The organism is Anaeromyxobacter sp. SG64 (assembly GCF_022690745.1).
Taxonomy (GTDB): domain Bacteria; phylum Myxococcota; class Myxococcia; order Myxococcales; family Anaeromyxobacteraceae; genus Anaeromyxobacter; species Anaeromyxobacter soli.
Window position 1 is genome coordinate 130,683 of sequence record NZ_JALCZB010000003.1, and the last position, 25,272, is coordinate 155,954.

18 protein-coding genes are annotated in these 25,272 nt (G+C 75.1%); 11 read left to right on the forward strand and 7 right to left on the reverse strand.

Going from position 1 to position 25,272, the window contains the following annotated elements:
* The first annotated feature begins 136 nt into the window (after positions 1–136).
* The 5 genes from grxC (at position 137) to MNZ29_RS01900 (ending at position 6,589) form a co-directional block, all read left to right on the forward strand.
* Positions 137–403: a glutaredoxin 3 gene (gene grxC / locus MNZ29_RS01880; RefSeq protein ID WP_242352518.1), complete on the forward strand. Its 267-nt coding sequence runs from the start codon at positions 137–139 to the stop codon at positions 401–403.
* Positions 404–469: 66 nt separating this feature from the next.
* Positions 470–1,972, forward strand: coding sequence for a TolC family protein (locus MNZ29_RS01885; protein ID WP_242352520.1), 1,503 nt, complete (start codon positions 470–472; stop codon positions 1,970–1,972).
* Entirely contained in the window at positions 1,969–3,111 is a 1,143-nt protein-coding gene (locus MNZ29_RS01890; protein WP_242337919.1) for an efflux RND transporter periplasmic adaptor subunit, read from the forward strand. The genes MNZ29_RS01885 and MNZ29_RS01890 overlap by 4 nt, the downstream gene beginning before the upstream one ends.
* Positions 3,108–6,218, forward strand: coding sequence for an efflux RND transporter permease subunit (locus MNZ29_RS01895; protein WP_242352522.1), 3,111 nt, complete (start codon positions 3,108–3,110; stop codon positions 6,216–6,218). Before MNZ29_RS01890 ends, MNZ29_RS01895 begins: the two co-directional genes overlap by 4 nt.
* Positions 6,219–6,376: 158 nt before the next feature.
* Complete coding sequence (locus MNZ29_RS01900; RefSeq protein WP_242337923.1) at positions 6,377–6,589, forward strand: CsbD family protein; 213 nt, start codon at positions 6,377–6,379, stop codon at positions 6,587–6,589.
* Between the two features lie 93 nt (positions 6,590–6,682).
* Here the strand turns inward: MNZ29_RS01900 and MNZ29_RS01905 are convergent, their stop codons facing one another.
* Positions 6,683–8,554: a M2 family metallopeptidase gene (locus MNZ29_RS01905; protein WP_242352524.1), complete on the reverse strand. Its 1,872-nt coding sequence runs from the start codon at positions 8,552–8,554 to the stop codon at positions 6,683–6,685.
* 121 nt (positions 8,555–8,675) lie between these two features.
* Complete coding sequence (locus MNZ29_RS01910; protein ID WP_242337927.1) at positions 8,676–8,912, reverse strand: hypothetical protein; 237 nt, start codon at positions 8,910–8,912, stop codon at positions 8,676–8,678.
* 277 nt (positions 8,913–9,189) lie between these two features.
* Here MNZ29_RS01910 and MNZ29_RS01915 point away from each other — a divergent pair, with 277 nt between their 5' ends.
* Positions 9,190–9,642 carry an HIT family protein gene (locus tag MNZ29_RS01915; protein ID WP_242337929.1) on the forward strand — a complete coding sequence of 151 codons (453 nt, stop codon included), beginning with the start codon at positions 9,190–9,192 and terminating at the stop codon, positions 9,640–9,642.
* A gap of 23 nt (positions 9,643–9,665) precedes the next feature.
* On the opposite strand, the gene MNZ29_RS01920 is transcribed toward MNZ29_RS01915, so the two are convergent.
* A complete protein-coding gene (locus MNZ29_RS01920; protein WP_242352525.1) occupies positions 9,666–10,511 on the reverse strand; it encodes an NAD-dependent epimerase/dehydratase family protein in 846 nt (281 codons plus the stop codon).
* An 88-nt stretch (positions 10,512–10,599) separates the two neighbouring features.
* Between MNZ29_RS01920 and MNZ29_RS01925 the strand changes: the two genes are divergently transcribed.
* Positions 10,600–11,076 carry an AAA family ATPase gene (locus tag MNZ29_RS01925; protein ID WP_242352527.1) on the forward strand — a complete coding sequence of 159 codons (477 nt, stop codon included), beginning with the start codon at positions 10,600–10,602 and terminating at the stop codon, positions 11,074–11,076.
* A gap of 76 nt (positions 11,077–11,152) precedes the next feature.
* Here the strand turns inward: MNZ29_RS01925 and pgm are convergent, their stop codons facing one another.
* Positions 11,153–12,796 carry a phosphoglucomutase (alpha-D-glucose-1,6-bisphosphate-dependent) gene (pgm, locus tag MNZ29_RS01930; RefSeq protein WP_242352529.1) on the reverse strand — a complete coding sequence of 548 codons (1,644 nt, stop codon included), beginning with the start codon at positions 12,794–12,796 and terminating at the stop codon, positions 11,153–11,155.
* A gap of 62 nt (positions 12,797–12,858) precedes the next feature.
* On the opposite strand from pgm, the gene MNZ29_RS01935 reads away from it, so the two are divergent.
* From MNZ29_RS01935 to MNZ29_RS01950, 4 genes are all read left to right on the forward strand, one after another.
* On the forward strand, positions 12,859–13,716 hold the full coding sequence (locus MNZ29_RS01935; RefSeq protein ID WP_242352531.1) for a phosphodiester glycosidase family protein: 858 nt from the start codon (positions 12,859–12,861) through the stop codon (positions 13,714–13,716).
* A gap of 160 nt (positions 13,717–13,876) precedes the next feature.
* Positions 13,877–17,269 carry a glycosyl hydrolase family 8 gene (locus MNZ29_RS01940; protein WP_242352533.1) on the forward strand — a complete coding sequence of 1,131 codons (3,393 nt, stop codon included), beginning with the start codon at positions 13,877–13,879 and terminating at the stop codon, positions 17,267–17,269.
* A gap of 33 nt (positions 17,270–17,302) precedes the next feature.
* Positions 17,303–19,381 carry a tetratricopeptide repeat protein gene (locus MNZ29_RS01945; RefSeq protein WP_242341053.1) on the forward strand — a complete coding sequence of 693 codons (2,079 nt, stop codon included), beginning with the start codon at positions 17,303–17,305 and terminating at the stop codon, positions 19,379–19,381.
* Between the two features lie 10 nt (positions 19,382–19,391).
* Positions 19,392–20,999 (forward strand): serine/threonine protein kinase, encoded by a 1,608-nt coding sequence (locus MNZ29_RS01950; RefSeq protein WP_242352535.1) that lies wholly within the window; start codon positions 19,392–19,394, stop codon positions 20,997–20,999.
* A 6-nt stretch (positions 21,000–21,005) separates the two neighbouring features.
* Here MNZ29_RS01950 and aceK read toward each other — a convergent pair whose 3' ends face one another.
* From aceK to MNZ29_RS01965, 3 genes are all read right to left on the reverse strand, one after another.
* Positions 21,006–22,751 (reverse strand): bifunctional isocitrate dehydrogenase kinase/phosphatase, encoded by a 1,746-nt coding sequence (gene aceK, locus MNZ29_RS01955; protein ID WP_242341055.1) that lies wholly within the window; start codon positions 22,749–22,751, stop codon positions 21,006–21,008.
* A 143-nt stretch (positions 22,752–22,894) separates the two neighbouring features.
* A complete protein-coding gene (locus tag MNZ29_RS01960; RefSeq protein WP_242341056.1) occupies positions 22,895–24,004 on the reverse strand; it encodes a lipocalin-like domain-containing protein in 1,110 nt (369 codons plus the stop codon).
* Positions 23,994–25,272: ABC transporter permease (locus tag MNZ29_RS01965; protein WP_242352537.1), on the reverse strand; the 1,279-nt coding region annotated here is incomplete at its 5' end. The genes MNZ29_RS01965 and MNZ29_RS01960, both read right to left, overlap by 11 nt.

A 25,272-nucleotide genomic window follows, 5' to 3' on the forward strand; every position in this document is an offset into this window, starting at 1 on the left:
AGCGACGGCTCGAGGTCTTCGCCGTGTCCCCTGCGCCCCCGCGGGCGGCCTCGCCGCCACCGCGGTGGCGCCCGGCGGCGCCCGAGGCTCGGTCGTTCGCGAGCCGGAGAGGGACCGATCGGATTATGAAGATGACATGACCGCACCCCAGGTGACCGTCTACACGAAGCGGAACTGCCCCTACTGCGTTCGCGCCAAGGCGCTCCTCTCGAGCAAGGGCGTCGCGTACGAGGAGGTGAGCGTGGAGGGCGATGACGCGCTGCGCACCTGGCTCGTCGAGAAGAGCGGCCAGATGACGGTGCCGCAGGTCTTCGTGGGCGAACGCTCGCTGGGCGGGTTCTCGGACCTCGACGCGCTCGACCGCGAGGGCCGTCTCGAACCGATCCTGCGCGGAGAGTCCTGAGGGCGGCGCGCGGGTCGTCGAGCCCGTTGACGGGCGGGTTCATCTCCTCCACAACAGGGGCTGCCGATGCCCCCTCCTACGCCCTCCAGCAGCGCGGTCCGTGGGGCCGCCGTCGCCGCGTCCGCCCTCGCCCTGCTCGGCGCGTGCGGCACGGTCTCGCCCTCACTCTACGTCTCGAGCCGGACGGCGCCGCCGCGCGACGTCGCTCGCGAGGTGGGCGCGCCCGCGCCGGCCGCGCCTCCCCAGCCACAGCCGCAGGCGCCGGAGCCCGTCCCCGCGCCGCGCTCGCTCGCCGACCTCGTCGACCTCGCGCTCGCGCGCGAGCCGGCGACCCGGGCCACGTGGCACGACGCGCGCGCCGCGGCCGCCCAGGCCGGCTCGCAGCGCAGCCTGTACTGGCCCTCGCTCGAGGCGACGGCCTCGCTCCTGCGCCAGCGCTCGGGCGGCGGCCCCAACCGCGCGTCCTCGACGAGCACGACCGCGGGCGCGAGCGCGAGCCTCACCTGGCTGCTCCTCGATCTCGGCGCGCGGGGCGCGCTCGTCGACGCGGCCGACCGGCTCCTCGTGGCGGCGCGGCTCGCCGAGCACGCGGCGGTGGCCGATCTCGTGCTGCAGGTGCAGCAGACGTACTTCCAGTACCTCGGCGCGCGCGCCCTCGCCGAGGCGGAGAAGACCTCCGTCCGTCAGGCGGAGACGAGCCTCGCCGCCGCGGAGGCCCGGCGCCAGGCGGGGCTCGCCACCATCGCCGACGTGCTGCAGGCGCGGACGGCGCTCTCGCAGGTGCAGCTCGTGCTGCAGCAGGCGGAGGGCCAGGCGCTCGCCCTCCGCGGCGCGCTCGCCACGCTGGCGGGTCTCTCCCCCACCGCCGAGCTCGAGGTCGGCGCGCTGCCCGCGGAGGTGGATACGGCGCGGGCGCGGCCCACGGTGGACGAGCTCCTCGCGCTGGCTGCGGCCCGCAACCCGGACGTCGCCCGGGCGCGCGCCCTGGCCGACGCGGCCGATGCCCGCGCCCGGGCGGCCTCCCGCGCCGCCTGGCCGACGCTCTCGTTCCAGGCGAGCGCCGGGCGCACCCACTACCTCGCGCCCGAGGGGCTCGACCCGACCACCTCGTGGTCCGCGGGCCTCGTCCTCCGCGTCCCGATGTTCGAGGGGCTCGGCCCCGCCTACGACGCGCTCGCCGCGCGCGCCACGGCCGACGCCGCGCGGGCGCGCGCCGACGCCGCCGGGCAGCGGGTCGCGCTCGACGTCTGGACGAGCTACCAGGGCCTCAGCAGCGCGGGGCGCCGGCTCGAGACCTCCCGCGACCTCCTCGCCTCCGCCCGCGCGTCCTCCGACGTGGCGCGTGGCCGGTACCAGGAGGGCGTCGGCTCGATCCTGGACCTCCTGAACGCCCAGTCCGCCCTCGAGACCGCCCAGGCCGAGAACGTGCGCGCGCGCTCCGACTATCTCGTCGCGCTCGCCCAGCTCACGCGCGCGAGCGGCCGCCTCGATCTCCCCGCCGCGGCGCCCGCGGCCCCCGCGCCGTCCGACCCGCAGGTCGCGCCGCCCGCGCTCGAAGGAACACCATGACCCCTCGCACCGCCTCCACCGCCGCGGCCCTCGTCCTCGCCGGCGCCCTCGCCGGCTGCTCGCGCGGCGACGCCCGCAGCGTGGCCGGGCCACGCCCCGTCCCCGTCCGCGCGGAGCGCGCGGTGGAGAAGGACGTGCCCGTCGAGGTGCGCGCCGTCGGCCGCATCGTCGCGAACCAGTCCGTCGCGGTGCGCGCGCAGGTGTCCGGGCCGATCGTGGCGGTGCACTTCACCGAGGGCCAGCAGGTGAAGAAGGGCGACCTGCTCCTCGAGCTCGACCGCCGCCCCTACGCCGCCGCGCTCGCCGGCGCGCGGGCGAGGCTCGAGCAGGATCGGGCCCGGGCGGAGAACGCGCGCGCCGACGCGAAGCGCTACGCCGAGCTCGTGGAGAAGGAGTACGTGACGCGCCAGCAGCACGACGCGGCCCGTGCGAACGCCGCCGCGCTCGACGCGACGGTGGTCGCAGACCAGGCCGCGGTGGACCGCGCCGCGCTCGACCTCTCCTACTGCACGCTCCGCGCGCCCGCCGCGGGGCGGACCGGGCGGCTGCTCGTGCACCCCGGGAACCTCGTCTCCTCCGGCGCGCAGGAGCCGCTCGTGACCATCGAGCAGGTGAAGCCGGTCTTCGCGGCGTTCTCCATCCCGGAGCGCCACCTCGCGGCGCTGCGTGGCCGCGTGACCGGCCTGCCGGTGCGCGTGCGCCCGGCCGGCGGCGACGCCGACGTCGAGGCGACGCTCGCCTTCATGGACAACGCGGTGGACGCCGCCACCGGCACGATCCTGCTCAAGGCGCGCGTCGAGAACGAGGACGAGGCGCTCTTGCCCGGCCAGGTGGTGGACGTGTTCCTCCGCATCGCAGAGCGGAGCCGCGCCATCGTGGTGCCGGCGTCCGCGGTCGCGTCCGGCCAGCAGGGCGACTACGCCTACGTCGTGAGCGCCGAGCGCAAGGCGGTGCTGCGCCCGGTCGTCGTCCAGCAGGCGGGCGACGCGGAGACGGTGATCGGCGAGGGGATCGCGGCGGGCGAGCTCGTCGTCACCGAGGGGCAGCTCAAGCTGCGGCCGGACGCGCCGGTCGAGCTCCTCGGCGAGCGGCCCGCGCCCGGGACCGGCGACGGCGGCGCGAAGGGCGCGGCGCGATGAACCTCTCCGCCCCGTTCATCCGGCGGCCCGTCATGACGACGCTCGTCATGGCGAGCTTCACGCTGTTCGGCGTGTTCGCCTACCGGAGCCTGCCCGTCTCCGACCTCCCCGTGGTGGACTTCCCCACCATCTCGGTGAACGCCTCGCTCCCCGGGGCGAGCCCCGAGACGATGGCCGCGTCCGTCGCGACGCCGCTCGAGCGCCAGTTCTCGAACATCGCCGGCATCAAGACGATGAACTCGTCGTCGAGCCAGAGCTCGACCTCGATCACGCTCGAGTTCGACCTCGACCGGGACATCGACTCGGCGGCGCTCGACGTGCAGGCGGCGATCTCGGCGAGCCTCGGCCAGCTCCCGTCGAACATGCCGAACCCGCCCACGTTCCGGAAGGTGAACCCGGCGGACCAGCCCATCCTCTACCTCTCGCTCACCTCCCCCACCCTGCCGCTCTCGGCGGTGAACCGCTACGCGCAGGACCTCGTCGCGCAGCGGGTCGCGACCGTCCCCGGGGTGGCCGAGGTGGCGATCTTCGGCGCGCAGAAGTACGCGGTGCGGATCCAGCTCGATCCCCGCGCGCTCCAGGCTCGCGGGCTCGGCCTCGAGGAGGTCACCGCGGCCGTCCGCAACGCGAACGCGAACCTGCCCACCGGCGTGGTCGAGGGCCGGGACCGCGCCTACACCGTCGAGGCGACCGGCGGGCTCCTCACCGCCGCCGACTTCCGCCAGGTGGTGGTCGCCTTCCGGGACGGGGCGCCGGTGCGCCTCGCCGACCTCGGCGAGGTGAAGGACGGCGTCGAGAACGACCGCGTCGCGGCGTGGTTCGTCCAGGGCGGCAAGGACCAGCGGAGCGTCACCGTCGCGGTGCGCAGGCAGCCGGGCACGAACACCGTGCGGATCGCGCGGGAGGTGCAGGAGCTGCTCCCGACGATCAACCAGCAGCTCCCGGCGGCCGTCGAGCTCAAGGTCATCTACGATCGCTCCGAGTCGATCCGCCACTCGGTCGGGGACGTGCAGTTCACGCTCCTCCTCACGCTCGTCCTCGTCGTCCTCGTCATCTTCCTGTTCCTCAGGAACCTGCCCGCGACGGTCATCCCGAGCCTCGCCCTCCCCGTCTCGCTCGTCGGCACCTTCGGGATCATGGCGGCGATGGGCTACTCGCTCGACAACCTCTCGCTCATGGCGCTCACGCTCGCGGTGGGGTTCGTCGTGGACGACGCCATCGTCATGCTCGAGAACATCGTGCGCCACATGGAGCGCGGCGAGGCCGCGCGGGAGGCGGCGTTCCGCGGGTCGAAGGAGATCGCGTTCACGATCCTCTCGATGACGATCTCGCTCGCGGCGGTGTTCCTCCCGATCCTCTTCATGGGCGGGCTCGTCGGACGGCTCTTCAAGGAGTTCGCGGTCACGATCGGCGCGGCGATCCTGGTGTCCGGCTTCGTGTCGCTCACGCTGACGCCGCTCCTGTGCGCGCGCTTCCTGAAGCCGCACGCCGCCGAGCGGCACGGCCGCCTCTACCGGAGCACCGAGCGCGCGTTCGACGCGATGCTGCGCTTCTACGACCGCGGGCTCACCTGGTCGCTCGCGCACCCGCGGTCGGTCCTCGCCTTCTCCGCGGCCGTGCTCGTCCTGATGATCCCGCTCTGGCAGGCGGTCCCGAAGGGCTTCCTCCCGAGCGAGGACACGGGGCGGCTCCTCATCAACACCGAGCCCGCGGAGGGGACGAGCTGGGACGCGATGGTGCGCGCGCACCGGCAGGTGGCGGAGATCGCGACCCGCCACCCGGCCGTCGAGCACGCGAACTCGACGGTCCGCAGCGTCTCGAGCGGCTTCGTGTTCCTCAAGCTCAAGGACGGCACGCGCGCGCACGTCGACCAGGTGATCCGCGACCTCCGCGGGGAGCTCGGCGCGGTGCCGTCGCTCCGGGCGTTCCCGATGAACCCGCCCCCCATCTCGCTCGCCGGCGGCGGCGGCCGCGCCCTCTACTCGGTGACCCTCCAGGACGCCGACACCGACGCGCTCTACAGGGCGGCGCCGGCCCTCGAGGCCCGCATGCGCGCGCTCCCGGCGCTCGCCGACGTGAACTCCGACCTGCGGCTCGCGTCGCCGCGCGTGACGGTCGCGATAGACCGAGACCGCGCCGCGGCGCTCCAGATCGCGCCGCTCGCGATCGAGGACGCGCTCTACACCGCCTTCGGCTCGCGCCGGGTCTCCGTCATCAACGCGCCCGAGGACCAGTACGACGTGCTGATGGAGCTCGACCCGGGCTTCCGCCTCGATCCCGGGGCCCTCTCCCTCGTCTACGTCCGCTCCGCGTCCGGGAAGCTCGTCCCGCTCGACGCCGTCGCGCGGCTGGGCCGCGCGGTGGGCCCGCTGTCGGTGAACCACGCCGGGCAGCTCCCGGCGGTGAACCTCAGCTTCAACCTCGCCCCCGGCCGCTCCCTCGGCGAGGCGATGCAGGGGATCGAGGGCGCCGCCGCGGAGGTGCTCCCCGCGACGGTCGCCACGCGGTTCCAGGGCACGGCGCAGGCCTTCCAGGAGTCGATGCGGGGCCTCGGGCTCCTGCTCGTGATGGCGGTGCTCGTCATCTACGTGGTGCTCGGGATCCTCTACGAGAGCTTCGTGCACCCCATCACGATCCTCACCGCCCTCCCCTTCGCCGGCTTCGGCGCGCTCGTCACCCTGCTCCTGTTCCGCACCGATCTCTCCATCTACGCCTTCGTCGGCATCATCATGCTCGTCGGCCTGGTGAAGAAGAACGGCATCATGATGGTCGACTTCGCGATCGAGGCGCAGCGCACGGGGAAGTCGCCGCGCGACGCCATCCACGAGGCGTCGCTCGTGCGGTTCCGGCCGATCATGATGACCTCGATGGCCGCGCTCATGGGCACCCTGCCCATCGCGTTCGGGCTGGGCGCAGGCGCGGAGTCGCGCCAGCCGCTCGGCCTCGCCGTCGTCGGCGGGCTCGTCTTCTCGCAGTTCCTCACGCTCTACGTGACGCCGGTGTTCTACGTCTGGATGGAGCGGCTCCGGGCCGGCCTCGGACGGCGCCGCGCCTCGACCCCGGGCGGCGTCGCGCCCGACCGCTCCGCCGCCGCCCCGCAGCCCTGACGCGCGCCCGCCCGGAGGACGCGCTCCGCGAGCCCGGATCCAGGGCGCCGCCGGGTCTGGCTCCGCGCCGCGCGCCCGCTCCCTCGCCCCCGCCGCGGGCCCTCGCGCGGGCCGCCATCGGACCCGCGCCCTACGTTGAAGTCCAAAGGGAGGGAACGATGAACAAGGACCAGATCAAGGGCAAGATCGAGGAGATCAAGGGCGACGTGAAGCAGCGGATCGGCGGCGCCACGAAGGACCGCTCGACGCAGGGCGAGGGCTGGCTGGAGGAGAAGAAGGGCCAGATCCGCCAGGGCGTCGGCGACCTCAAGGAGAAGGTCAAGCGCGAGGACGAGCGCGACCCGACCCGTGACCTCGACCGCGACGTCTGACGCGGACGAGCGAGCCCGTAGAGAAGACGGCGCCCCGGCGGCCATGAGCCGCCGGGGCGCTTTCCTGCGCGAGAGCCTTCGAGCGGCGCGCGCTCACCAGCCGCACTTCTGGCCCGCGTTCTGCGCGCGCAGCCACGCGCGCAGCGGCGCGAAGTACTCGAGCAGTGCGGACGCGTCGGCCTTCCTCGAGCCGGTCAGGGCGGCCATCGCCTCCGGCCACGGCTTCGACGCGCCGAGCTCCATCATCGCCTGGAGCCGCTTCCCCGCGTCCTTCGAGCCGTAGATCGAGCACTGGTGCAGGGGGCCCTTCCACCCGGCGGCCTCGCAGAGCGCCTTGTGGAACTGGAACTGGTACACGTGGGCGAGGAAGTAGCGCGTGTACGGCACGTTCGCCGGGACGTGGTACTTCGCGCCCGGGTCGAAGTCGTCCTCGGTCCGCGCCACGGGGGCGTCGACGCCCTGGAACTTGCGGCGCAGCTCCCACCACGCGGCGTTGTAGCGGTCCGGCGCGACCTTCCCGCTGAACACGTCCCAGCGCCACTGGTCGATGAGGCGGCCGAACGGCAGGAACGAGACCTTCTCCAGGGCCTTCTTCATCTGGAAGTTGATGACGCCGTGGTCGTCCTTCGCGACCGCCGGGACGAGGCCCACCTGCTTCAGGTAGCCGGGCGTCACCGAGAGCGCGATCGCGTCGCCGAGCGCCTCGTGGAACCCGTCGTTGGCGCTGTCCTGGTAGAGCACCGGCAGGTGCACGTACGCGCGCTGGTAGTAGTTGTGTCCGAGCTCGTGATGGATCGTGACGAGATCCTCCTCCGTCGGCCGGATGCACATCTTGACGCGCAGGTCGGCGTCGTAGGTCACGTCCCACGCGCTCGCGTGGCACACCACCTCGCGGTCCTTCGGCTTCACGAGCTGCGAGCGCTGCCAGAACGTGGCCGGGAGCGGATCGAGGCCGAGCGAGCTGAAGAACGCCTCGCCGAGCTTCACCATCCGGGTCGGATCGTACCTCTGGCGCTTCAGCGCCGCGTCCACGTCGAGGCTCCCCGCGCCCTTGTACGGCTCGACGAGCGGGTAGAGGTTCGACCAGTCCTGCGCCCACATGTTGCCGAGCAGGTGCGCCGGGATGGGCTTGCCGTCGGGGACCCTCTCCTTCCCGTAGAGCTTCTGGAGCCGGGCGCGGACGAAGCAGTGCAGGTCGTCGTAGAGGGGCTTCACCTCCGCCCAGAGCCGGTCGACGTCCGCCTCGAACTCCGCGGGCGGCATGTCGTAGTCGGCGCGCCACAGGTCGCCGAGATCGCGGAAGCCGATCTCCTTCGAGCCCTCGTTGCCGAGCGCGACGAGGCGCGTGTAGAGCGGCCGCATCTCGCGGGAGATCGTGTGCCAGCCGGTCCAGGCGTCGAGCAGCTCGGGGTAGCTGTGGCTCTTCGCGAGGACCTCCTCGAGCTCCTGCAGGTCGTGGCAGCGCGGCGCCGGCTTGCCGGGCGCGGGCGTGCCGCACCACTTGCCCTTGCCGTAGATGCCCTCGAGCTTGGCGGCGATCTCGGCGAGCTCCCGGCGGCGCGCCGGATCGCTGGGCGCGGGCAGCGGGGTGGCGACCTTGAGCAGGTGCAGCATCCGCGCGGTGTCCGCGTCCACGTCGAGGCCGTCGAATCGGACCGACGCCGCGATCGCGCCGGACAGGTAGGCCATCACGTCCTCGTTGAGGGCCGCGGCGTTCCGCTCGGTGTCGTCGGTGATGTAGGTGGCCTTGATCCAGTCGGCCGTCGAGGAGCGGATCCAGAGCCGCTTCAGCTCGGAGTTGACGCCGTCGACGAAGGCCCTCGCCTCGGCGGCGGTGGGCTTCCCGGGCGTCGCGGGCGCGACGACCACGGCGCGCGTGTCGGTCGCGGCAGGGGCAGCCGCCTGCGCGGGGGCGCCGGCGAGGAGACACGCTGAGAAGAGTGGGACGAACGGGAGGAGTCTCATGGGGCGCGGATCCTACGGGCGAGCCGCCCCCCGCGCCAGCGCGCGCACGTCACCCCGGGTCAGCCGAGCCGGGGCGCGCTGCCGCGCGCCCCTCACGGACCCAGGCGGGGTGCGCGCCGCTTCAGTGTGGCTGGCCGCCGCCGCGCCGGTCGTTCGCGAACATCCCTGCGAACGAGCGAGGCTCCTCGTGCAGCTTGAACAGAGGGCACTTCTCGCAGGACCAGCTGTCCCAGTCGAGCCTCACCGCGACGTCGAGGCAAGCGTCGTAGTGCAGGCAGTAGAGATTCCGGTGACCGGCCACGGTCGTCTCGGAGCGGATGAGCTGGGTGAGCGGGGTCGGGTTCGGATTGGTTTCCACCTGGGTGCTCCTGGTCTCGTTCGGAACAGGCATGCGGCCGGTCGATTCCCGGGCCGGGGCCCGTGCGGAAAAAGTCGTTCGAAAGCGCGCAACTTGGGGGCTACCCCACGAGGACGGAAGCCCCGATCGGGACGAACCGATGCGCGAATCGATGGTGCCTCCGGTATAACGGCGCTTTCCACGCTGTGCCGCTGACGGGCTCACTCCAACCGGTATTCGCTGTAAGTGTACGCATCGGGGGTCCGCGGGCCCTGCGACGAAGCGCCACGGAGGCCCGATGGTTGACGCACAGTGCATCGGTTGCGCGATCTCGCGCGGCCTTCATCGGGTTCCCGGCGGCCTCCTGCGGCGCGAGGGAGGCTTCGTCCTGCACGCCCTCGCGGACCCGTCGCCGCTCCGAGGCTGGCTCGTCCTGACGAGCGAGCGTCACGCCCGCGCCTGGTACGACCTGCCCGAGGACGAGCTCGCCGCGCTGGGGCCGCTCGTCGCGCGCGTCATGGCCGCACAGCGCGAGGCCCTCGGCGCGGAGCACGTCTACGCCTTCGCCATCGGTGACGTGCTCCGGCACTTCCACCTGCACCTCGTTCCGCGCTTCTCGGACACGCCGGAGCGGCTGCTGGGGCGCCGCTGCTTCGAGGGGCGGCCGGAGGACATGCGTCCCGAGCCAGACCTCGCGGCGGCGGCCGTCGCCGTGGCCGCCGCGCTCCCCCGCCGGCCCGCGGCGCGCTGAGCCGCTCGGCCGCCTGGCGGGCGCTAGCCCCCGCCGAGGAGGGGCGCGAGGCCGTCACGAAACGAGGGATAGGCGAGCGAGACGCCGAGCGCGGCGCGCGTGCGCTGCGAGTGGATGCGGCGGCTCGGGCCGCCGGCCGGGGCCGCCGAGACGGACGGCGCGATCCCGAGCCGGCCGCAGATCCACGCCACGACCTCGCGGCGCCGGGTGGGCTCGGCGTCGCTGCCGTGGTAGACGGTCCCGGGAGCGGTGCGCTCCAGCGCCGCGAGGACGAACGAGATCGCGTCCTCGCGGTGGCAGAAGTTCATCCACGCGTCGTCACCCGGCCCGAGCGCGAGCCGCCCCGTGCGCACCCGGTCGACGATTCCAGCCCGGCCCGGGCCGTAGAGTCCGGAGAGGCGGACCACCGCCGTCCGCAGCGCACCGGTGGACGCGCCGCGCACGAGCGCCTCCGCCTCCACGAGCACCTCCGCGCTCGCGCTCGCGGGCGCGGGCGGCGACCCCTCGTCGACGTCCGACCCGTCGCGCTGGCCGAACACGCCCGTGGAGCCGGTGTAGACGAAGGCGCGCGCGCCTCCCCGCGCGGCGGCGGCGAGGAGGGCGCGGTTCGCCTCGACGTACGCCGCCCGGTACGCCTCCACGCCGTCCGCGCCGGCGGCCTGGCAGGCGACGATCGCGTCCACCTCCGGGAGCCGCGCCGCGGCACCGCCGGCGGCGAGGTCGACCGCGAGCGGCTCCACCCCGAGCGCGCGCAGCGCCTCTGCGCGGGCAGGGTCGCGGCGGATCCCGGTCACGCGATCGCCTCGCTCGACGAGGCGGCGCGCGAGCGCCGTCCCGAGCCAGCCGCAGCCTGCGACGAGGACGTGCATGCGTCACCTCGCGGAGAGGGTTCGCGCCGATTATGACCGGAGGGCGGCGCGCGTGCAGCCGCTCCTCTCGTGGCGCGCGGGGAGGCGCATGGATCGACCGGCCCTCGTCGTCCTCGCCGGCCTGCAGGGGGCGGGCAAGTCGAGCTTCTTCCGCGCCCGCTTCTCGGCGACCCACGCTCACGTGTCGAAGGACCTCTTCCCGAGCGCCCGCGACAAGCGCCGCAGGCAGCGCGAGCTCGTGCACGCCGCGGCGGCGGCGGGGCTGCCCGTCGTCGTGGACGACACGAACCCGCGCCGCGAGGATCGCGCCGTCCTGGTGGAGCTCGCGCGCGCGCTCGGCCTGCGGCCGGTGCTGTACTGGTTCCCGCCGGACGTGCGCGCCTCGCTCGCGCGGAACGCGGGGCGCAGCGGGAAGGCGCAGGTGCCGAAGGTCGCGATCTTCGCCACCGCCAGGCGGCTCGAGGCGCCGGAGCCGGCGGAGGGGTTCGCGGCGGCGTACGAGGTGCGCGCCGCGCCGGAGGGCGCCTTCCTCGTCGTGGCCAGGCCCGAGCTCGCCGCCGGGTGAACGGCGATCACCCAGTCGCGAACCGCGAGCGGGTCGAACCTCCCAGGGGGCCACCGCGACGGCGGAGCCCTGAGTTTCAGGCGCTCGTGAGCGCCGCCGCGACGATCGCCCTCGCCTCCTCGAGGATGCGCGCGAGGTGCGCCTCGTCCCGGAAGCTCTCCGCGTAGATCTTGTAGACGTCCTCGGTGCCGGACGGGCGCGCCGCGAACCAGCCGTTCTCGGCGACCACCTTGAGCCCGCCGATCTCCGCCCCGTTCCCGGGCGCGCGCGTGAGCCGCGCCACGATGGGCTCGCCGGCGAGCGTCCGCGCCTTCACCGACTCCGGGGCGAGCTTCTTCAGGATCGCCTTCTCCGCGGGGGTCGCGGCGGCGTCCACGCGCGCGTAGACCGGCGCGCCGAGATCCGCCGCGAGGGCCTGGTAGAGCTCTCCGGGGTCCCTGCCGGTGCGGGCGCTCATCTCCACCGCGAGGAGGTCCATCACGATCCCGTCCTTGTCCGTCGTCCAGGTCGTGCCGTCGCGGCGGAGGAACGACGCCCCCGCGCTCTCCTCGCCGCCGAAGCCGATGGAGCCGTCGAGGAGCCCCGGCACGAACCACTTGAACCCGACGGGCACCTCCACGAGGCGCCGCCGGAGCCGCGCCGCGACGCGGTCGATGAGCGCGGACGAGACGAGGGTCTTCCCGATCCCGGCGGCGGGGCTCCAGGCCGGGCGGTTCCGGAAGAGGTAGTCGATCGCGACCGCGAGGTAGTGGTTCGGGTTCATGAGCCCGGACGCGGGCGTGACGATGCCGTGCCGGTCGGAGTCGGCGTCGTTCCCGAAGGCGAGGTCGAACCGGTCCTTCATGGCGACCAGGTTCGCCATCGCGAACGGCGACGAGCAGTCCATCCGGATCTTGCCGTCGTGGTCGAGCGGCATGAAGCCGAAGGTCGGATCCACCACCGGGTTCACCACCGTGAGGTCGAGGCCGTACTCCGCCGCGATCACGCTCCAGTAGTGCGCGTTCGAGCCGCCCAGCGGGTCGACGCCGACGTGCAGGGGCAGGCCGCGGGCGCCGTCGAGGTCGAGCGCCGCGCGGAGCTCCTCGACGTAGGGCCGCACGTAGTCGCGCACGTGCACGCTCGCGGCGCGGCGCGCGGCCTCGTAGCCGAGCCGCTTCACCCCGGCGTTCCCGGCCTCGAGGAGCGCGTTCGCGCGCGCCTCGATGGCCGCGGTGACCGCCGTGTCGGCCGGCCCGCCGTCGGGTGGGTTGTACTTGATGCCGCCGTCCTCGGGCGGGTTGTGGGAGGGGGTGATCACGATCCCGTCGGCGAGCCCCTCCGTCCGCCCGCGGTTGTGGCCGAGGATCGCGTGCGAGATGACCGGCGTCGGGACGGGAGCGCCGCCCTCGGAGATCACCACCTCCACGCCGTTCGCGGCGAGCACCTCCAGCGCCGTGCGCTCCGCGGGCTCGGAGAGCGCGTGCGTGTCGCGCCCGAGGAAGAGCGGCCCGGTCACGCCCGCGCGGGCGCGGTGCTCGCACACGGCCTGCGCCACGGCGAGGATGTGGGCCTCGTTGAAGCTCCTGCGCAGGGACGAGCCGCGGTGGCCGGAGGTTCCGAAGGCGACGCGCTCGGCGGGATTGGCGGGGTCGGGCCGCTCCGAGACGTAGCGGCGCAGGAGGTCCGCGACGTCGACGAGCAGGTCCTTCGGGGCGGGCTTGCCGGCGAGGGGATGGGGCATGGCGGAAATCTCGCACTCCCGCCGGTCTTGTCACCGTCACGGACGGGCCCGACAATGGACCGATGCGCCTCCCGGCGGCGGTCGCCGCCCTGCTCCTCTCGCTCTCGTCGCCGCCCGCGCGCGCGCCGGGGCCGCCGCCTGCGCCGCCCGCTCCCCGCGCCGGCGACGCGGCGCAGGGGGGCTTCCGGGTGCTCGAGCCCGGGCTCGAGCTCGGCCAGTTCGCCGGCCCGGCCGCCGAGGGCCGCGCGCAGCCCATCGCGATCGTGCGCATCGACCCCGCGCGCTTCGAGCTCAGGCTGCTCAACGCCTCCGCGCCCGGCGAGGGCAGCCTGCGCAGCGCTCGCGCCTGGGCGGCGCGCGCCGGGGCGGCCGCCGCCATCAACGCGAGCATGTACCAGCAGGACTACCGCACGAGCGTCTCGCTCATGCGCACGCGGCAGCACGTGAACCAGCGGCGCGTCTCGAGGGACCGCTCGGTGCTGGCCTTCGACCCCCTCGAGCGCGGCGCCGCGCCGGTCCGGCTCATCGATCGCGACTGCGACGACCTCGAGACGGTCGCGAAGGCGTATGGGACCCTCGTGCAATCGATCCGGCTCGTCTCCTGCGACCGGCGGAACGTGTGGGCCCCGTCGCAGCGGCGCTTCTCGGCGGCGGCGATCGGCATGGACGGGAAGGGGCGCGTCCTCTTCATCCACGCGCGGACACCCTGGCCCGTCTACGACCTCGTGAACGCGCTCCTCGCGCTCCCGATCGACCTGCGCCAGGCGATGTACGTCGAGGGCGGCCCCGAGGCTCAGCTCTACGTGCGCGGCGGCGGGGGCGAGCACGAGTGGGTGGGCGGATTCGAGCACCTGCCGCAGGCCGATAACCACGAGCCCTGGCCGGTCCCCAACGTGGTGGCCGCCGTCCGTCGCCGCTGAGCCCTTCGGTCCCGTCGGGGCGGCGCTCCCTAGGGGGCCAGCTCGGGCGAAGACGGGCCGATCCCGGCCCGCCACGCGTCCCCCGTTCGGCGCCTCGCTCGCCCGTGATCCGGGCGGGTGCTTCCTCGGACGATCGCCCGCCCCCACCCTCCGTGGGCGCATGCGGGACCTCGCCTGGATCCTCCTCCTCCCCCTCTCCGCCCTCCTCGCCTGCGGCCACGGCGACGCGGGCCGCGCGCGCGACGCCCGGGCGCGCGAGCGCGACGAGCTCTCCGCCCTGTGGAGCTTCTATCGCTACGCGCACGTGGAGCGCGGCCGCGTCGTGGAGCGCGACGAGGGCGGCATCACGACCTCCGAGGGCCAGTCGTACGCGCTCCTCCGCGCCGTGTGGGCCGGCGATCGCGCCACCTTCGACGAGGTGTGGCGCTGGACGCGCGAGAACCTCCAGGTCCGCGACGACCGGCTCCTCGCCTGGAAGTGGAAGGACGGCGTCCAGGATCGGAACGCCGCGACCGACGCGGATCAGGACAGCGCCCTCGCGCTCGTGCTGGCGTCGCGCCGGTTCGGCGAGGCGCGCTACCTCGAGGAGGCGAGGCGCCTCCTCGCGGACGTCTGGGCGCGCGAGGTGATCCAGGCAGGCGGGAGGTTCCTGCCCACCGGCGGGAACTGGGCGCCGCGCGAGCGCTACCCCACCATCCACGTCGCCTACCTCGCCCCCTACGCCTACGAGGTCTTCGCCGAGGTCGATCCGGCCCACCCGTGGAAGGAGCTCGTGCGCGGGAGCTACGAGGTCCTCCGCTTCCTCTACTTCGACAAGGGGCTCGTGCTGCCGCCCGAGCGGATCTGGGTGGATCCGCGGTCCGGCGCCCTGCTCCTCGAGAAGCCCGGGGGCGGCGCGCCCCAGGTCTTCGGCTACGACGCAGTCCCGATCTTCTGGCGCGTCGCGCTCGACGCGCGCTGGTTCGGGAGGCGCGGCGAGGCGGACCTGCGCGCCCGCATGCTCGCCTTCCCGCGCGAGGCCCTCCGCGCCGAGGGGCGGCTCCGCGATCGCTACACCCCCGGCGGCCGCGCGCTGTCGGAGCTCGACGGCCAGCCGCACATGGCCTCCGTCGCGGCCCTCGCGGCGGTGGAGGACCCGGCGCTCGCCGCCGGGCTGCGCGAGGGGAAGCTCGACTCGATCTTCGAGCGGGCGCTCGCGGGCGAGGAGACCCCTTACTACCTGCACAACTGGCTCTGGCTCGGGCGCGCGCTCGAGCTCGGCGTCACGCGCCGCTTCGACGAGCCGCTCGCGTTCCTGCTCGGGATCGACTGGAGCCCGTTCGAGGAGCGCTTCCCGCTCCTGCCGGTGCTCGCGGCCCTCGCGCTCGCGCCGCTCGCGAGGCGGTTCACCTGGGCTCGCGCGGGGCTCGTCGCGCTCGCGGTCGCCCTCTCCGCGCGCTACCTGGGCTGGCGCGCCCGCGAGACGCTCAACTTCGTCGAGCCGCTCGGGCCGGTCATCAGCCTGTCGCTCCTCGCCGCGGAGGCGTACGCGTTCTCGACCGTCCTCCTCCTCGTCGTGCAGGTCGGCGTCTCGCGGCGCCGGCGCGAGGCGCCCGCGGCGCTCGCGCCGGGCGAGAACGCACCGTCCGTGGACGTGTTCGTCCCCATCTACTCCGAGTCGCTCGAGATCCTCGACAAGACGCTCGCCGCCTGCATGGCCATGCGCTACTCGAGGATGACCGTCCACGTCTGCGACGACTCGCACCGCGAGTCGGTCGCGCGGCTCGCCGCCGAGCACGGCGCGCGGTACATCGCCGGGCCGAAGCGGCACGCCAAGGCGGGGAACCTCAACAACGCGCTCTCGCTCACGGCGGGAGAGCTCGTCGTGGTGTTCGACACCGACCACGTGCCGAGCGCCGCGTTCCTCGAGCGCACGGTCCCGCACTTCCGCGACGCGCGCATGGGCGTCGTCCAGACGCCCCACCACTTCTACAACCCCGACGTCTTCCAGCGCGCGTTCGGGACGGGCCCCGCCGTGCCGAACGAGGCGGACCTCTTCAACCACGCCATCCAGGCGGGCCGCGATCGCTGGGGGGGCGCGTTCTTCGTGGGCTCGGGCGCCGTGTTCCGCCGCGCCGCCATCGCCTCGGTGGGCGGCTTCAACCTGCTCTCCATCACCGAGGACATCCACACGAGCCAGAAGCTGCACGCGCGTGGCTGGCGCTCGGCGTTCGTGGACGAGGACCTCGCCGTCGGGCTCTCCGCCGAGAACGTGCAGAGCTACCTCGTGCAGCGGCGCCGCTGGATGCTGGGGTGCCTGCAGATCTTCTTCAAGGACAACCCGCTCCTCGAGCGCGGCCTCCCGCTCCGCCACCGCGTCGGCTACTTCGCCTCGCTCTGGTACTTCTTCTTCCCGCTGGCGCGGGTCGCCTTCTTCCTGACGCCGCTCTGGTACCTGCTCTTCCACCTCCACCCGCTCTTCGCGGACCTCCCCGTCCTCCTCGCGTACCTCGTCCCCCACCTCCTGCTCTCCACGCTCGCCGCGAACGCGCTCCTCCCCGGCTGGCCCCGGCTGCTGTGGGGGACCGTCTACGAGGCCGCGGTGGCCTTCCCGCTCGCCCGGGCGACCCTCGACCTGCTCCTGCCGAAGAGCCTCGGGTTCAAGGTGACGCCCAAGGGGATCGTGTCGGACCGCCGCCGGTTCGACGCGTCCTCCTCGCGGCTCACGATCGCTGCCGCGGCGCTCGCCGCGGTCGCGCTCGGGAAGGGTGCGTTCGAGCTCCTGGCGTTCGGGATCGAGGTCGAGGCGTACGCGTTCAACCTGTTCTGGGCCGGCGCGAACCTCGCCGCCGTGCTCGCGGCGCTCCTCGTCGCGTGGGAGCGGCCGCAGCGCCGCGAGGACGAGCGCGTGCGGCGGCGCGTGCCCGTGCGCGTCGAGGCGCCGGGGCTCGCGCTCTCCGCGGAGACGGTGGACCTCTCCCTCACCGGCGCGGCGCTCCGGCTGCCCGCGGGCGCGACCCTGCCCGCCGAGGTCGAGCTCTCGTTCGTGACGCCCGAGCCGCTGCGAGTGCGCGCCCGCGTCGCCTGGCGCGAGGAGGTGCAGGGGACGGCCCGGGCCGGCCTCGCGTTCGAGGGGCTCCCCGCGGAGTCGCGCCGCGCGCTCGTGCGGATCGCCTTCTCCGCCGAGGAGGCGTTCGCGGGCGCCCACGACGGGCGCACCCGCAGCCAGGTCGCGATGGCGCTCCAGCTCCTCGCCGGGATCGTCCGCGCGTTCCTGCCGCTCCGCGCGCGCCGTCGCCTGGCGCCCCGCCGCGGGACGCTGCGCGGGCTCGCGTGGGTGGGGGCCTCCCGGCGCGTCCGGGGCGTCGTGCTCGACACCTCGCCGGGGGGGCTCGGCGCGCTCTTCCTCGGGAGACCGCCGGCGGAAGCCCTGCCCGTCGTGCTGCGCGATGGCGTGCGCTGGGTGCGCGTCGCGCACGCACGCCGGGTGCTCCCGGGGCTGTGGCGCGCGGGGCTCGCCTTCCTGCCCGCCCCGCTCCCGGGCGGCGAGGCGCATGAATACCTTGCCGCCTAGAGAGCCCTCGCAAAGACCCGAGAGAGATCCAGCATGAGCCCCTCGATCCGCACCGCGATCATCGCGGCCGCGCTCGCCCTCGCGCCCGCGGCGCGCGCCGGCCTCGCCGAGTCCTGGTACCTGTCGCGCGGCCGCGCGAACATGCAGATCGCGAACTACGGCGCCGCCATCGAGGCGTGGCGCAAGGCGCTCGAGCTGAACCCGAACAGCCGCGAGGCCTCCCACGAGCTGTGCAGGGCGCTGCTCCAGAACGGCGAGACGGACCGCGCCGTCGCCGAGCTCGATCGCCACCTCGCGCGCTTCCCCGACGACTGGCAGCTCGCGTTCGAGCAAGCCCGCCTGCTGCAGTGGTCCCGGTACGCGTACCGCTCGAAGGACGCGGTGAGGTACCTGCGCATGGGCCTCGGCCGCCGGGACGATCCCGCGCGCCGCCACGAGCTCGCGCGGCTCCTGGGGCGCGACCGCGCCACCCTCGACGAGGCGCTCGCGGAGTACCGGACGCTCCTCTCGGGCGCGCCGGAGGACGCGGCGCTGCGCGACGAGTGGCTGAAGCTCCTGCTCTGGGATCGCCGCCACCGCGACGAGGCCGTGCGCGAGCTCGAGCGACGCCTCGCCGCGAGCCCCGGGGACGAGCGCGCCGCGCGCGAGCTCGCCCGGATCACGGCCGAGGATCCGCGCCGGGCGGGAGAGGCGGCCGGGCGCTACGCGGCGCTCCTCGAGCGCCACCCCGACGATCCCGATCTGCGGCTCGGCCGCGCCCGCGCGCTCGCCCGCGCGGGGCGGCGCGACGAGGCGCGCGGCGAGTACGCGCGCGCGCTCGCGCTCCGGCCCTCCCCCGAGACGAGGCTCGAGTACGCCGAGGTGCTCGCTGCCGATCCCGCCTCGGCCGACGCCGCCCGCCGCGAGTACGAGGCGGTCCTGCGCGAGCGGCCGCGCTCGCGGCGCGCCCGGGTCGGCCTCGCTCGGGTCCTCGGTGCGCGCCGGGAGACGAGCAAGGACGCCATCGCGGTCTACGAGACCGTGCTCGCCGAGGCGCCGAACGACGCGGAGGCGCACCGCGGCCTCGCGCACGCCTTCGCCTGGAACGGCGACGCCGACCGCGCCCTCGCGCACGGGGAGCTCGCCGAGCGGTACGGCCCGGCGCGCCCGGACGTCGCCGCGCTGGAGCGCTCGCTCCGCGTGGGGCGCGAGCCGGCCGCGGGCGGCGGCGCGCGGGTGCTCGCGCAGCCGGGCGGCGCGAGGCTCTCGCGGGTGGGCGCCTTCGTGTCCGGCGCCGCGGAGCCGACGCCATTCACCTCGAGCGCCGTCGAGGCGGGGTTCGCCGTCGCGCGCGGGGAGGCGGGCGCCGAGGCCTCGGGGGCCGACGTGAGGGTGCAGGGCGAGTGGCGCCCGTCGCCGGGGACGCGGCTCGAGCTGCGGGGCGCGCTCGACGGCGTGCGCCGCGGGGCCGCCGGACTGTCGGGCGGCGTGGCCCTCCAGCGCGCCACCGAGGACCGGCGGGCCTCGCTGGAGCTCCGGCGCGCCTCGCGCCTCGACTCCTTCCGCGCCTACGCCGGCGAGGGCGCCGGCGACGCGCGCGTGGGGGCGGCGAGCGACAACCTCGTGGAGCTTCGCCTGGCAGGCGGCAGCGCCACGCGGGTCGAGCTCACCGCGCGCGCGGGATCCATCTCCGCCGAGCGGATCTCGCCGGTCTTCGCGGCGGGCCTGGGCGCCCGCGTCGATCGGGCGCTCACGCGAGCCCGCGGGTTCGCGATCGCGGCGGGCGTCTCCGCGGACGCCCTCCACCACGCCCGCGATCTCTCCGCGACGAGCGACCCGCTGGACGCCGCTCCGGGCGTGTTCTCGCCGCCGCTCTTCGTCTCGGCCTCGCCACGCCTGTCCGTGACCCGCGAGGCGGGCGCGCGCGGCTGGCTCTCGCTCGACGCCGGGCCCGCGCTGCAGGTCGTGGGCGGCGCGGGAGGTGGAGTCCGCGCCGGCGGCGACGCCCGGCTCGCGTTCGCGCAGCGCGTCGGCCAGCGGCTCCGGGTCGGCGGCGAGGCGCGCGCGGAGCGGGTGGCGGACGTGTACACGCGGCTCGAGGCGGCGCTCACCGCGTCGCTGCTCTTCCCCTGAGCGGCCGGCCATGACTCCGGCGCGCGAGGCGATCACGGCGAGCGGGGGCGCGGCGGCGCGAACCCTGCCCATGCCCGGCCACGCCCTCGTCTCGGTGCTCCGCCCCGGCCGGACGCTGCTCGTGCGGGCGGAGGCGGCCGGGACGCTCGCCGTGCTCCGCCGGGCGGGCGTCGGACGAGGAGAGCTCGAGCGCCGGGCGCGCGCCTGCGCCGGCGCCTCGGCGGCCGTGCTGGAGCACGAGGGCGCCGCACACCTCCTCCGCCCGTTCGTGCCGGGCCGGACGCTCACCGAGGTGCTCGCCGCCCCGCCGCCGGTCGCCGCGGCTCTCGACCTCGCCGGCGCGCTCGCCCGCGCCGTCCTCGTTCTGCACGGGCGCGGCCGCGTGCACGGTCGGTTGCACCCGGGCAACGTCGTCGTCGCGGCGGACGGGTCCGTGACGCTCGTCGACGCCGAGCTGCCGTTCCACCCCGATCCCGCCGATCCCGCCGCCGCCTCCGCCCTCGGCTTCGCAGCCCCCGAGCTCCTCCGCGGCGGCGCGCCGTCCCGCGGCGGAGACGCGTTCGCGCTCGCCGCGATGATCTACGCGCTGCTCACCCGTCGTCCGCCCTTCCCGGCCGAGACGCCGCTCGAGGCCATCCGCCGCGTGCTCCACGAGGAGCCGGTCCCGCTCGCCGTGCTTCGCCCCGATCTTCCCGCCGGGCTCGCCGCGGCGGTCACCCGCGGGCTCTCCCGGCGCGCGTGGAGACGGACGACCGCGGCGCAGCTCGCCGAGGAGCTCCGCGTCGTGCTGGGCAGCGCGAGGCTCGGGGAGCCGACCGCGAGCGCGGCCTCGCTCCCGGCGGCGGCTGCGGCCGCGCAGACGACGGGGCTGCACACCTCGACCTCGACCTCGACCGCGACCGCGACCGCGACCGCGACTGCGACCCGGACCCCGACCCCGACCCTGACCCCGACCCCGACCCTGACCCCGACCCCGACCCTGACCCCGACCCCGACCCTGACCGCGACCGCGACCCCGACCCCATCTCCGACCCCCGCCCATCGCCCCTTCCCGCCCGCCATCCTCGTCGCGCTCACCCGGGCGCCGGGCCTCGCTCGCGCTTTCGTCGCCTCTCCACGGCGCCTCACGCTCCTCGCCCTCCCCGCCCTCGCGCTCGCGGCGCTGTACCTGCCCCGGAGCGAGGCGGCGCTCGCAGGCGACGTCGCATCGCTCCTGAGGAGCGGCCGGCTCGCGGACGCGCGCGCCCGGGTCGACCAGGCCGCGAGGAGCCGGCCGGGCGATCCGCTCGTCGAGAAGCTCCGCGGCGACGTCGCGTGCGCCCGCGGCGCGAGCGGTGAGTGCCTGCGGCGCTACCGCGTCGCGCTCGCCGCCCGCCCGGCGCTGCGCGAGGACGCGGCGCTCCGCGAGAACGCCCGGAAGCTCCTCGCCGGCGCCCAGAGCTGCGGCTCGCGCCGCGCGGCGGCGGAGCTCCTCGGCGAGCTGCGCGACCCGGCGGCGCTCCCCGCGCTCGAGTCGGCGCGGCGCGCCGGCGGGCTCTTCTCCTGGTTCTGCACGGGCGACGCGATCGATCGCGCCATCCTGGCGACGCGACAGACGGAGCGGACCGCCGCGGACTGAGCACGGCTAGGCATATCCGTGCACGAGCCGCTGCTCCTCGCGGTACGGGTAGATGTCCACGATCTCCCCCTCCCGGATCCGCTCCTGGATGCCGCGCCAGTAGCGCCCGGTGAGCAGGTCCCCGTGCGCGTGGAGGAAGACCTCGCGCAGCCGCCCGGTCAGGCCGAGGAAGGGGAGCAGCTCCTCGGGGAAGATGTCGTTCTCCCCCACGTAGAACCAGGGCTCCCCGCTCGTCTCCTCGTCGTCGCCCGAGGCGGTGGGCAGGTCGCGGAACACGCAGTCCGTGACCCGCGTGAGCTCGTCGTAGTCGTAGAAGATCACGCGCCCGTGCCGCGTCACGCCGAAGTTCTTGAGGAGCAGGTCGCCCGGGAAGGTGTTCGTCGCGGAGAGATCCTTGAGCGCGCGGCCGAAGTCGAGCACCGCCTGCCGCGCGGTCCACTCGTCCGCCTCGCGGATGAACAGGTTGAGCGGCGTCACGCGCCGCTCCACGTAGAGGTGCCGCACGGCGACCTCGCGCGGCCCGATCTCCACGCTCCCGGCGCACTCCTCCCGGAGCTCGCGCAGCACCTCGGGCGAGAAGCGGTCCGCCGGGAACGCGAGGTGCTCGTACTCCTGCGCGTCCACCAGCCGGCCGGCGCGGTCGTGGCGGAAGACGTGCCGGTACTTGTCCATGACCTCGCGGCGCGTCGTCTGCTTGGGCGGCTTGAACTCGTCCTTGATGACCTTGAAGACGACGTCGAGCCCCGGGATCGTGAACACGCTCATCACGAGCCCCTTGTCGCCGCGCGCCGGCACGAACGACTCGCCGGTGGCGGCGATGTGGCGCGCGATCTCCCGGTACAGCTCGGTCTTGCCGTGCTTGTTGAAGCCGAGCGCGATGTAGAGCTCCGACACCCGCTTCTGCGGGATGAGCGTGGAGAGGAACGCCACCAGCTCGCGCGGTCGCTCCACCTCCACGTGGAAGTACGAGCGCGTGAAGCTGAACACGATCGAGACGTCCTCGGCGGTGAGGAGGATGGCGTCGAGGACCACGCCGCCCGCGCCATGGACCAGGGCCAGGACGAGCGGGGTCGTGAACCGCCCGCGCCGGAGCCGCCCGACGAGGTAGGCGCCCTTCCCGCGGTAGAAGACCGACGTCACCAGCTCGACCGTCTCGATCGGCTGGCCGTCGTCGAGCTCGCGCAGGTGCGCGTCGAGCTCGACCGCCGCGATGCGCACGTCGCGCTCGAGGTCCTCGTAGGGGACCGCGAAGGCGTAGGCGCGGAGGACGGTGCGGAGGAGCGCCTCGGTCGTGACCTCGCGCCGGAAGCTCCGATGAACGGGCACGCCGCCCTCGCGGACCGCCGGACCGTCGGCCGCCAGGAACTCGATGGCGGGATCCACGCCCACCGTGACGAACACACGCCGGGTGACGGAGTTGAAGAACGACTGCGCGATCTCCCGGTCCGGCCGCGCCGCCACCCGCGCCTCGTAGAGCTCCTTCATGCTCCGCCAGAGGGGGTGATCGTGCGCCGCCGCGCCGAGCTCGGCGCGCACCGTGCCGACGCAGGCGTTCACGAGCCGATCGCGGAGATCCAGCCGCTCACGCGCGTCGGCCTGGCCGCCGGCCCAGTCCTTCGCCTCGAACCGGCCGCGCGCCCGGGCGGTGATGCGCACCCGCTCGTCCTGATATGCCTCGAAGCTCGCCGCGATGGCGGCGGCGCCGGCTGCGGCGAGGGCGCCCGTGGTGGCGAGTTCGTCCGGCTGCGCCATATCCCTGGACGGTAACCGGGGCGTCGCCCCCCGGCGCGGCGCCCTCTGGGGTTCCGCCCGGCTCCGCGACCCGCCGACGAGGCGAGCCGCCTGCGACGACGCGCCAGCCGTCGCCGGGGCGTGCGGCAACCCTCCGTGGACGTTCAGAGCGGCGGCCGCGTACCCTCGCCGTAGCCGGTGAGCTCGACGTACCCCTCGCCCGCCGCGCGCCCGTCCGCGCCCGTGAGCCGGACCGGCCCCTCCCAGTACGAGATGCCGCCGGCCAGCGCGGAGCGGTTCTCCGCCCCGGCGACCTCCGGCGCCGCGACGAGCCGGAGCCCCTCGCGCGGCACCTCGATCCGCCAGCCGGCCGGGTACGTCACTCCGCGCGGGCTCCGCCAGGTCGAGAGCGCGGTGACGCTCCACTCCTCCGGCGCGAGCACGCGCGACGCGCCGCCGGGCGCGACGAGCGTCCCGTTCCGCCAGTCCACGCTCCCGTCCGCGCGCCTGAGGACGTACAGCATGAGGTCGCGCCCGTCCGCGAGCCGGAGGCTGAACCAGTCCCAGCCGACCTGCGCGGGGGCGAGCTGCGACGAGCCGACCTCCTGATCCATCCAGCTCTCGCCGCGCACGCGCAGCGTCTCCGCGCCCACCGTCACCGTCCCCTCGGTCGCGAGCCGCGTGTACGAGGCGTAGAGGCTCGCGTAGCCCTCCTGCGCCGCCTTGCGGCTGTAGCCGTTCGGCCCCTGCAGGACGAGGGGCTTCGACGGGCGGGCGACGAGGTCCAAGGCGATGCCGCGCGCGTCGTCGCGCATGGCGAGGTGGAACGCGCCGTCCTCGAGCCGCAGCGTCCAGCGCCCCGGAGTGCCCGCGGGCGCGCGCGCCCAGGCCAGGACGGGATCGGACGGCGCGCCGAAGCCGCCGAGGAGCGGCGCGGCGCGCCAGAGCACCTCCGAGAAGACGTGCTTCCCGGAGCGCAGGTCGGTCACCGCCGCGTGGCCCATCACCGCCTGGCTCGCCGCCCAGGCGGAGTCGAGCGCGGGCGGGTCCGGGGAGAGCCCGGCTCGGAAGAAGGTGAGCTGGTAGCCGAGCCGGCGCGCCGGAGCGTCCACGACGGCGAGCGTCCCCGTGAAGTACCACCACTCGTTCCGGTGGTCCGGGTGCGCGTGGTGATCGCGGGGCAGCTCCCAGCGATGCGCGGGATCCGCCGGACGCCACCCCGGCGCGCCGGCCAGCGCGACGGCGAGGAGCGCGGCGAGGGGGCTAGAGCGCATCGCGAGAGAGCTCCGCCGCCGGGGTGCGGCTCGCCGTGAGCGCCGGGTAGAGGCTCGCCGCGGCGGCGGCGGCGAGGATCGCGAGGGCCTGCCCTGCGAGCGCGGCCCAGGGAGGGTGGAGGGCGATGCTCCACCCGAAGAACGCAGGGTTCACCACCTCGACGAGCACGAGCGCGAGCGCGGCGCCGCCGGCCGCGCCGAGCGCGAGGCCGACGACGCCGATGCCGAGGCCGCGTCCGAGGAACACCGTGAAGAGCTGCGGACGCGTGGCGCCGAGGGCGCGGTACAGGGCGAGCTCGCCGCGCCGCTCGCGGGCGAGAACCAGGAGCGAGAGCGTCACCCCGGCGGCCGCGATGACGAGCCCCATCACCTGGAGGAGCCGGGTCACGGCGAACGTCTGCTCGAAGAGCGCGAGCACCTCCGCGCGGAGCGTCCGGTTGGAGCGGATCTGGAGCGCGTGGTCCCGCAGCGCCGCGCGGAGCCGGAGGACGGTCGCCTCGGCATCCGCGCCGGGAGCGAGGTACAGCGCGGCGTTCGACGGGGCGCCGGGCCCGAACAGGCGCGCGAAGGTGGAGAGGTCCACGAGCGCGGCGCCCCCCTCGGTGCCGTAGTCGCGGTACACCCCCGCGACGGGCAGCGCGATCTCGCCCTCGGGGCCGCGCACCGCGAGCCGCGACCCGGGCGCGAGGCCGGCCTTCCGCGCGAGCGGCTCGGAGACGAGCGCGGCGCCCCTCCGCAGCGCCGCCATCACCGCGGCGGGGTCTCCCGCGAGGAGCGCGAAGCGCCGCTCGCCGCCGGGCAGCGCGCCGTCGATCCCGGAGAGCGAGATGCGCCTGCCGGCCGCCTGGACCTGCACCTGGCGGAGGAGATCGACCGCGACGAGCCCCGGCGCCTGCCGGAGCCGCGCGACCACCTCCGGCGCGAGCGTCGCGTCGCTGCGCGCGCGCCGCCACGACGGCGTCGTGACGAACACGTCCGCCCGGAGGGTCGCGTCGAGCCAGCGCTCCACGGAGCCGCGGAAGCTGCCGACCATGACGGTGACCCCGGCGAGCATCGCCACCGCGACCGCGAGCGCCCCCGCCGCGACGGCCGAGGAGCCGAGCCTCGCCCCGAGCGTGCGCGCGCCGTACGCGACCCCGAGCCGCTGGGGCCGCCCGGCGCGGCCGAGGAGCCGGATGGCGGCCGGCGCGGCGAGCGGGACGGCGACGAGGACCCCGAGCGCGAGCACGAACGCGGAGGGCGGCCAGCGGCCCCGGAGCGCGAGGTGC

Coding starts and splice junctions, on each gene's coding strand:
- grxC (WP_242352518.1), top strand. CDS start 137: ATGACCGCACCCCAGGTGACCGTCTACACGAAGCGGAACTGCCCCTAC.
- MNZ29_RS01885 (WP_242352520.1), top strand. CDS start 470: ATGCCCCCTCCTACGCCCTCCAGCAGCGCGGTCCGTGGGGCCGCCGTC.
- MNZ29_RS01890 (WP_242337919.1), top strand. CDS start 1,969: ATGACCCCTCGCACCGCCTCCACCGCCGCGGCCCTCGTCCTCGCCGGC.
- MNZ29_RS01895 (WP_242352522.1), top strand. CDS start 3,108: ATGAACCTCTCCGCCCCGTTCATCCGGCGGCCCGTCATGACGACGCTC.
- MNZ29_RS01900 (WP_242337923.1), top strand. CDS start 6,377: ATGAACAAGGACCAGATCAAGGGCAAGATCGAGGAGATCAAGGGCGAC.
- MNZ29_RS01905 (WP_242352524.1), bottom strand. CDS start 8,554: ATGAGACTCCTCCCGTTCGTCCCACTCTTCTCAGCGTGTCTCCTCGCC.
- MNZ29_RS01915 (WP_242337929.1), top strand. CDS start 9,190: ATGGTTGACGCACAGTGCATCGGTTGCGCGATCTCGCGCGGCCTTCAT.
- MNZ29_RS01920 (WP_242352525.1), bottom strand. CDS start 10,511: ATGCACGTCCTCGTCGCAGGCTGCGGCTGGCTCGGGACGGCGCTCGCG.
- MNZ29_RS01925 (WP_242352527.1), top strand. CDS start 10,600: ATGGATCGACCGGCCCTCGTCGTCCTCGCCGGCCTGCAGGGGGCGGGC.
- pgm (WP_242352529.1), bottom strand. CDS start 12,796: ATGCCCCATCCCCTCGCCGGCAAGCCCGCCCCGAAGGACCTGCTCGTC.
- MNZ29_RS01935 (WP_242352531.1), top strand. CDS start 12,859: ATGCGCCTCCCGGCGGCGGTCGCCGCCCTGCTCCTCTCGCTCTCGTCG.
- MNZ29_RS01940 (WP_242352533.1), top strand. CDS start 13,877: ATGCGGGACCTCGCCTGGATCCTCCTCCTCCCCCTCTCCGCCCTCCTC.
- MNZ29_RS01945 (WP_242341053.1), top strand. CDS start 17,303: ATGAGCCCCTCGATCCGCACCGCGATCATCGCGGCCGCGCTCGCCCTC.
- MNZ29_RS01950 (WP_242352535.1), top strand. CDS start 19,392: ATGACTCCGGCGCGCGAGGCGATCACGGCGAGCGGGGGCGCGGCGGCG.
- aceK (WP_242341055.1), bottom strand. CDS start 22,751: ATGGCGCAGCCGGACGAACTCGCCACCACGGGCGCCCTCGCCGCAGCC.
- MNZ29_RS01960 (WP_242341056.1), bottom strand. CDS start 24,004: ATGCGCTCTAGCCCCCTCGCCGCGCTCCTCGCCGTCGCGCTGGCCGGC.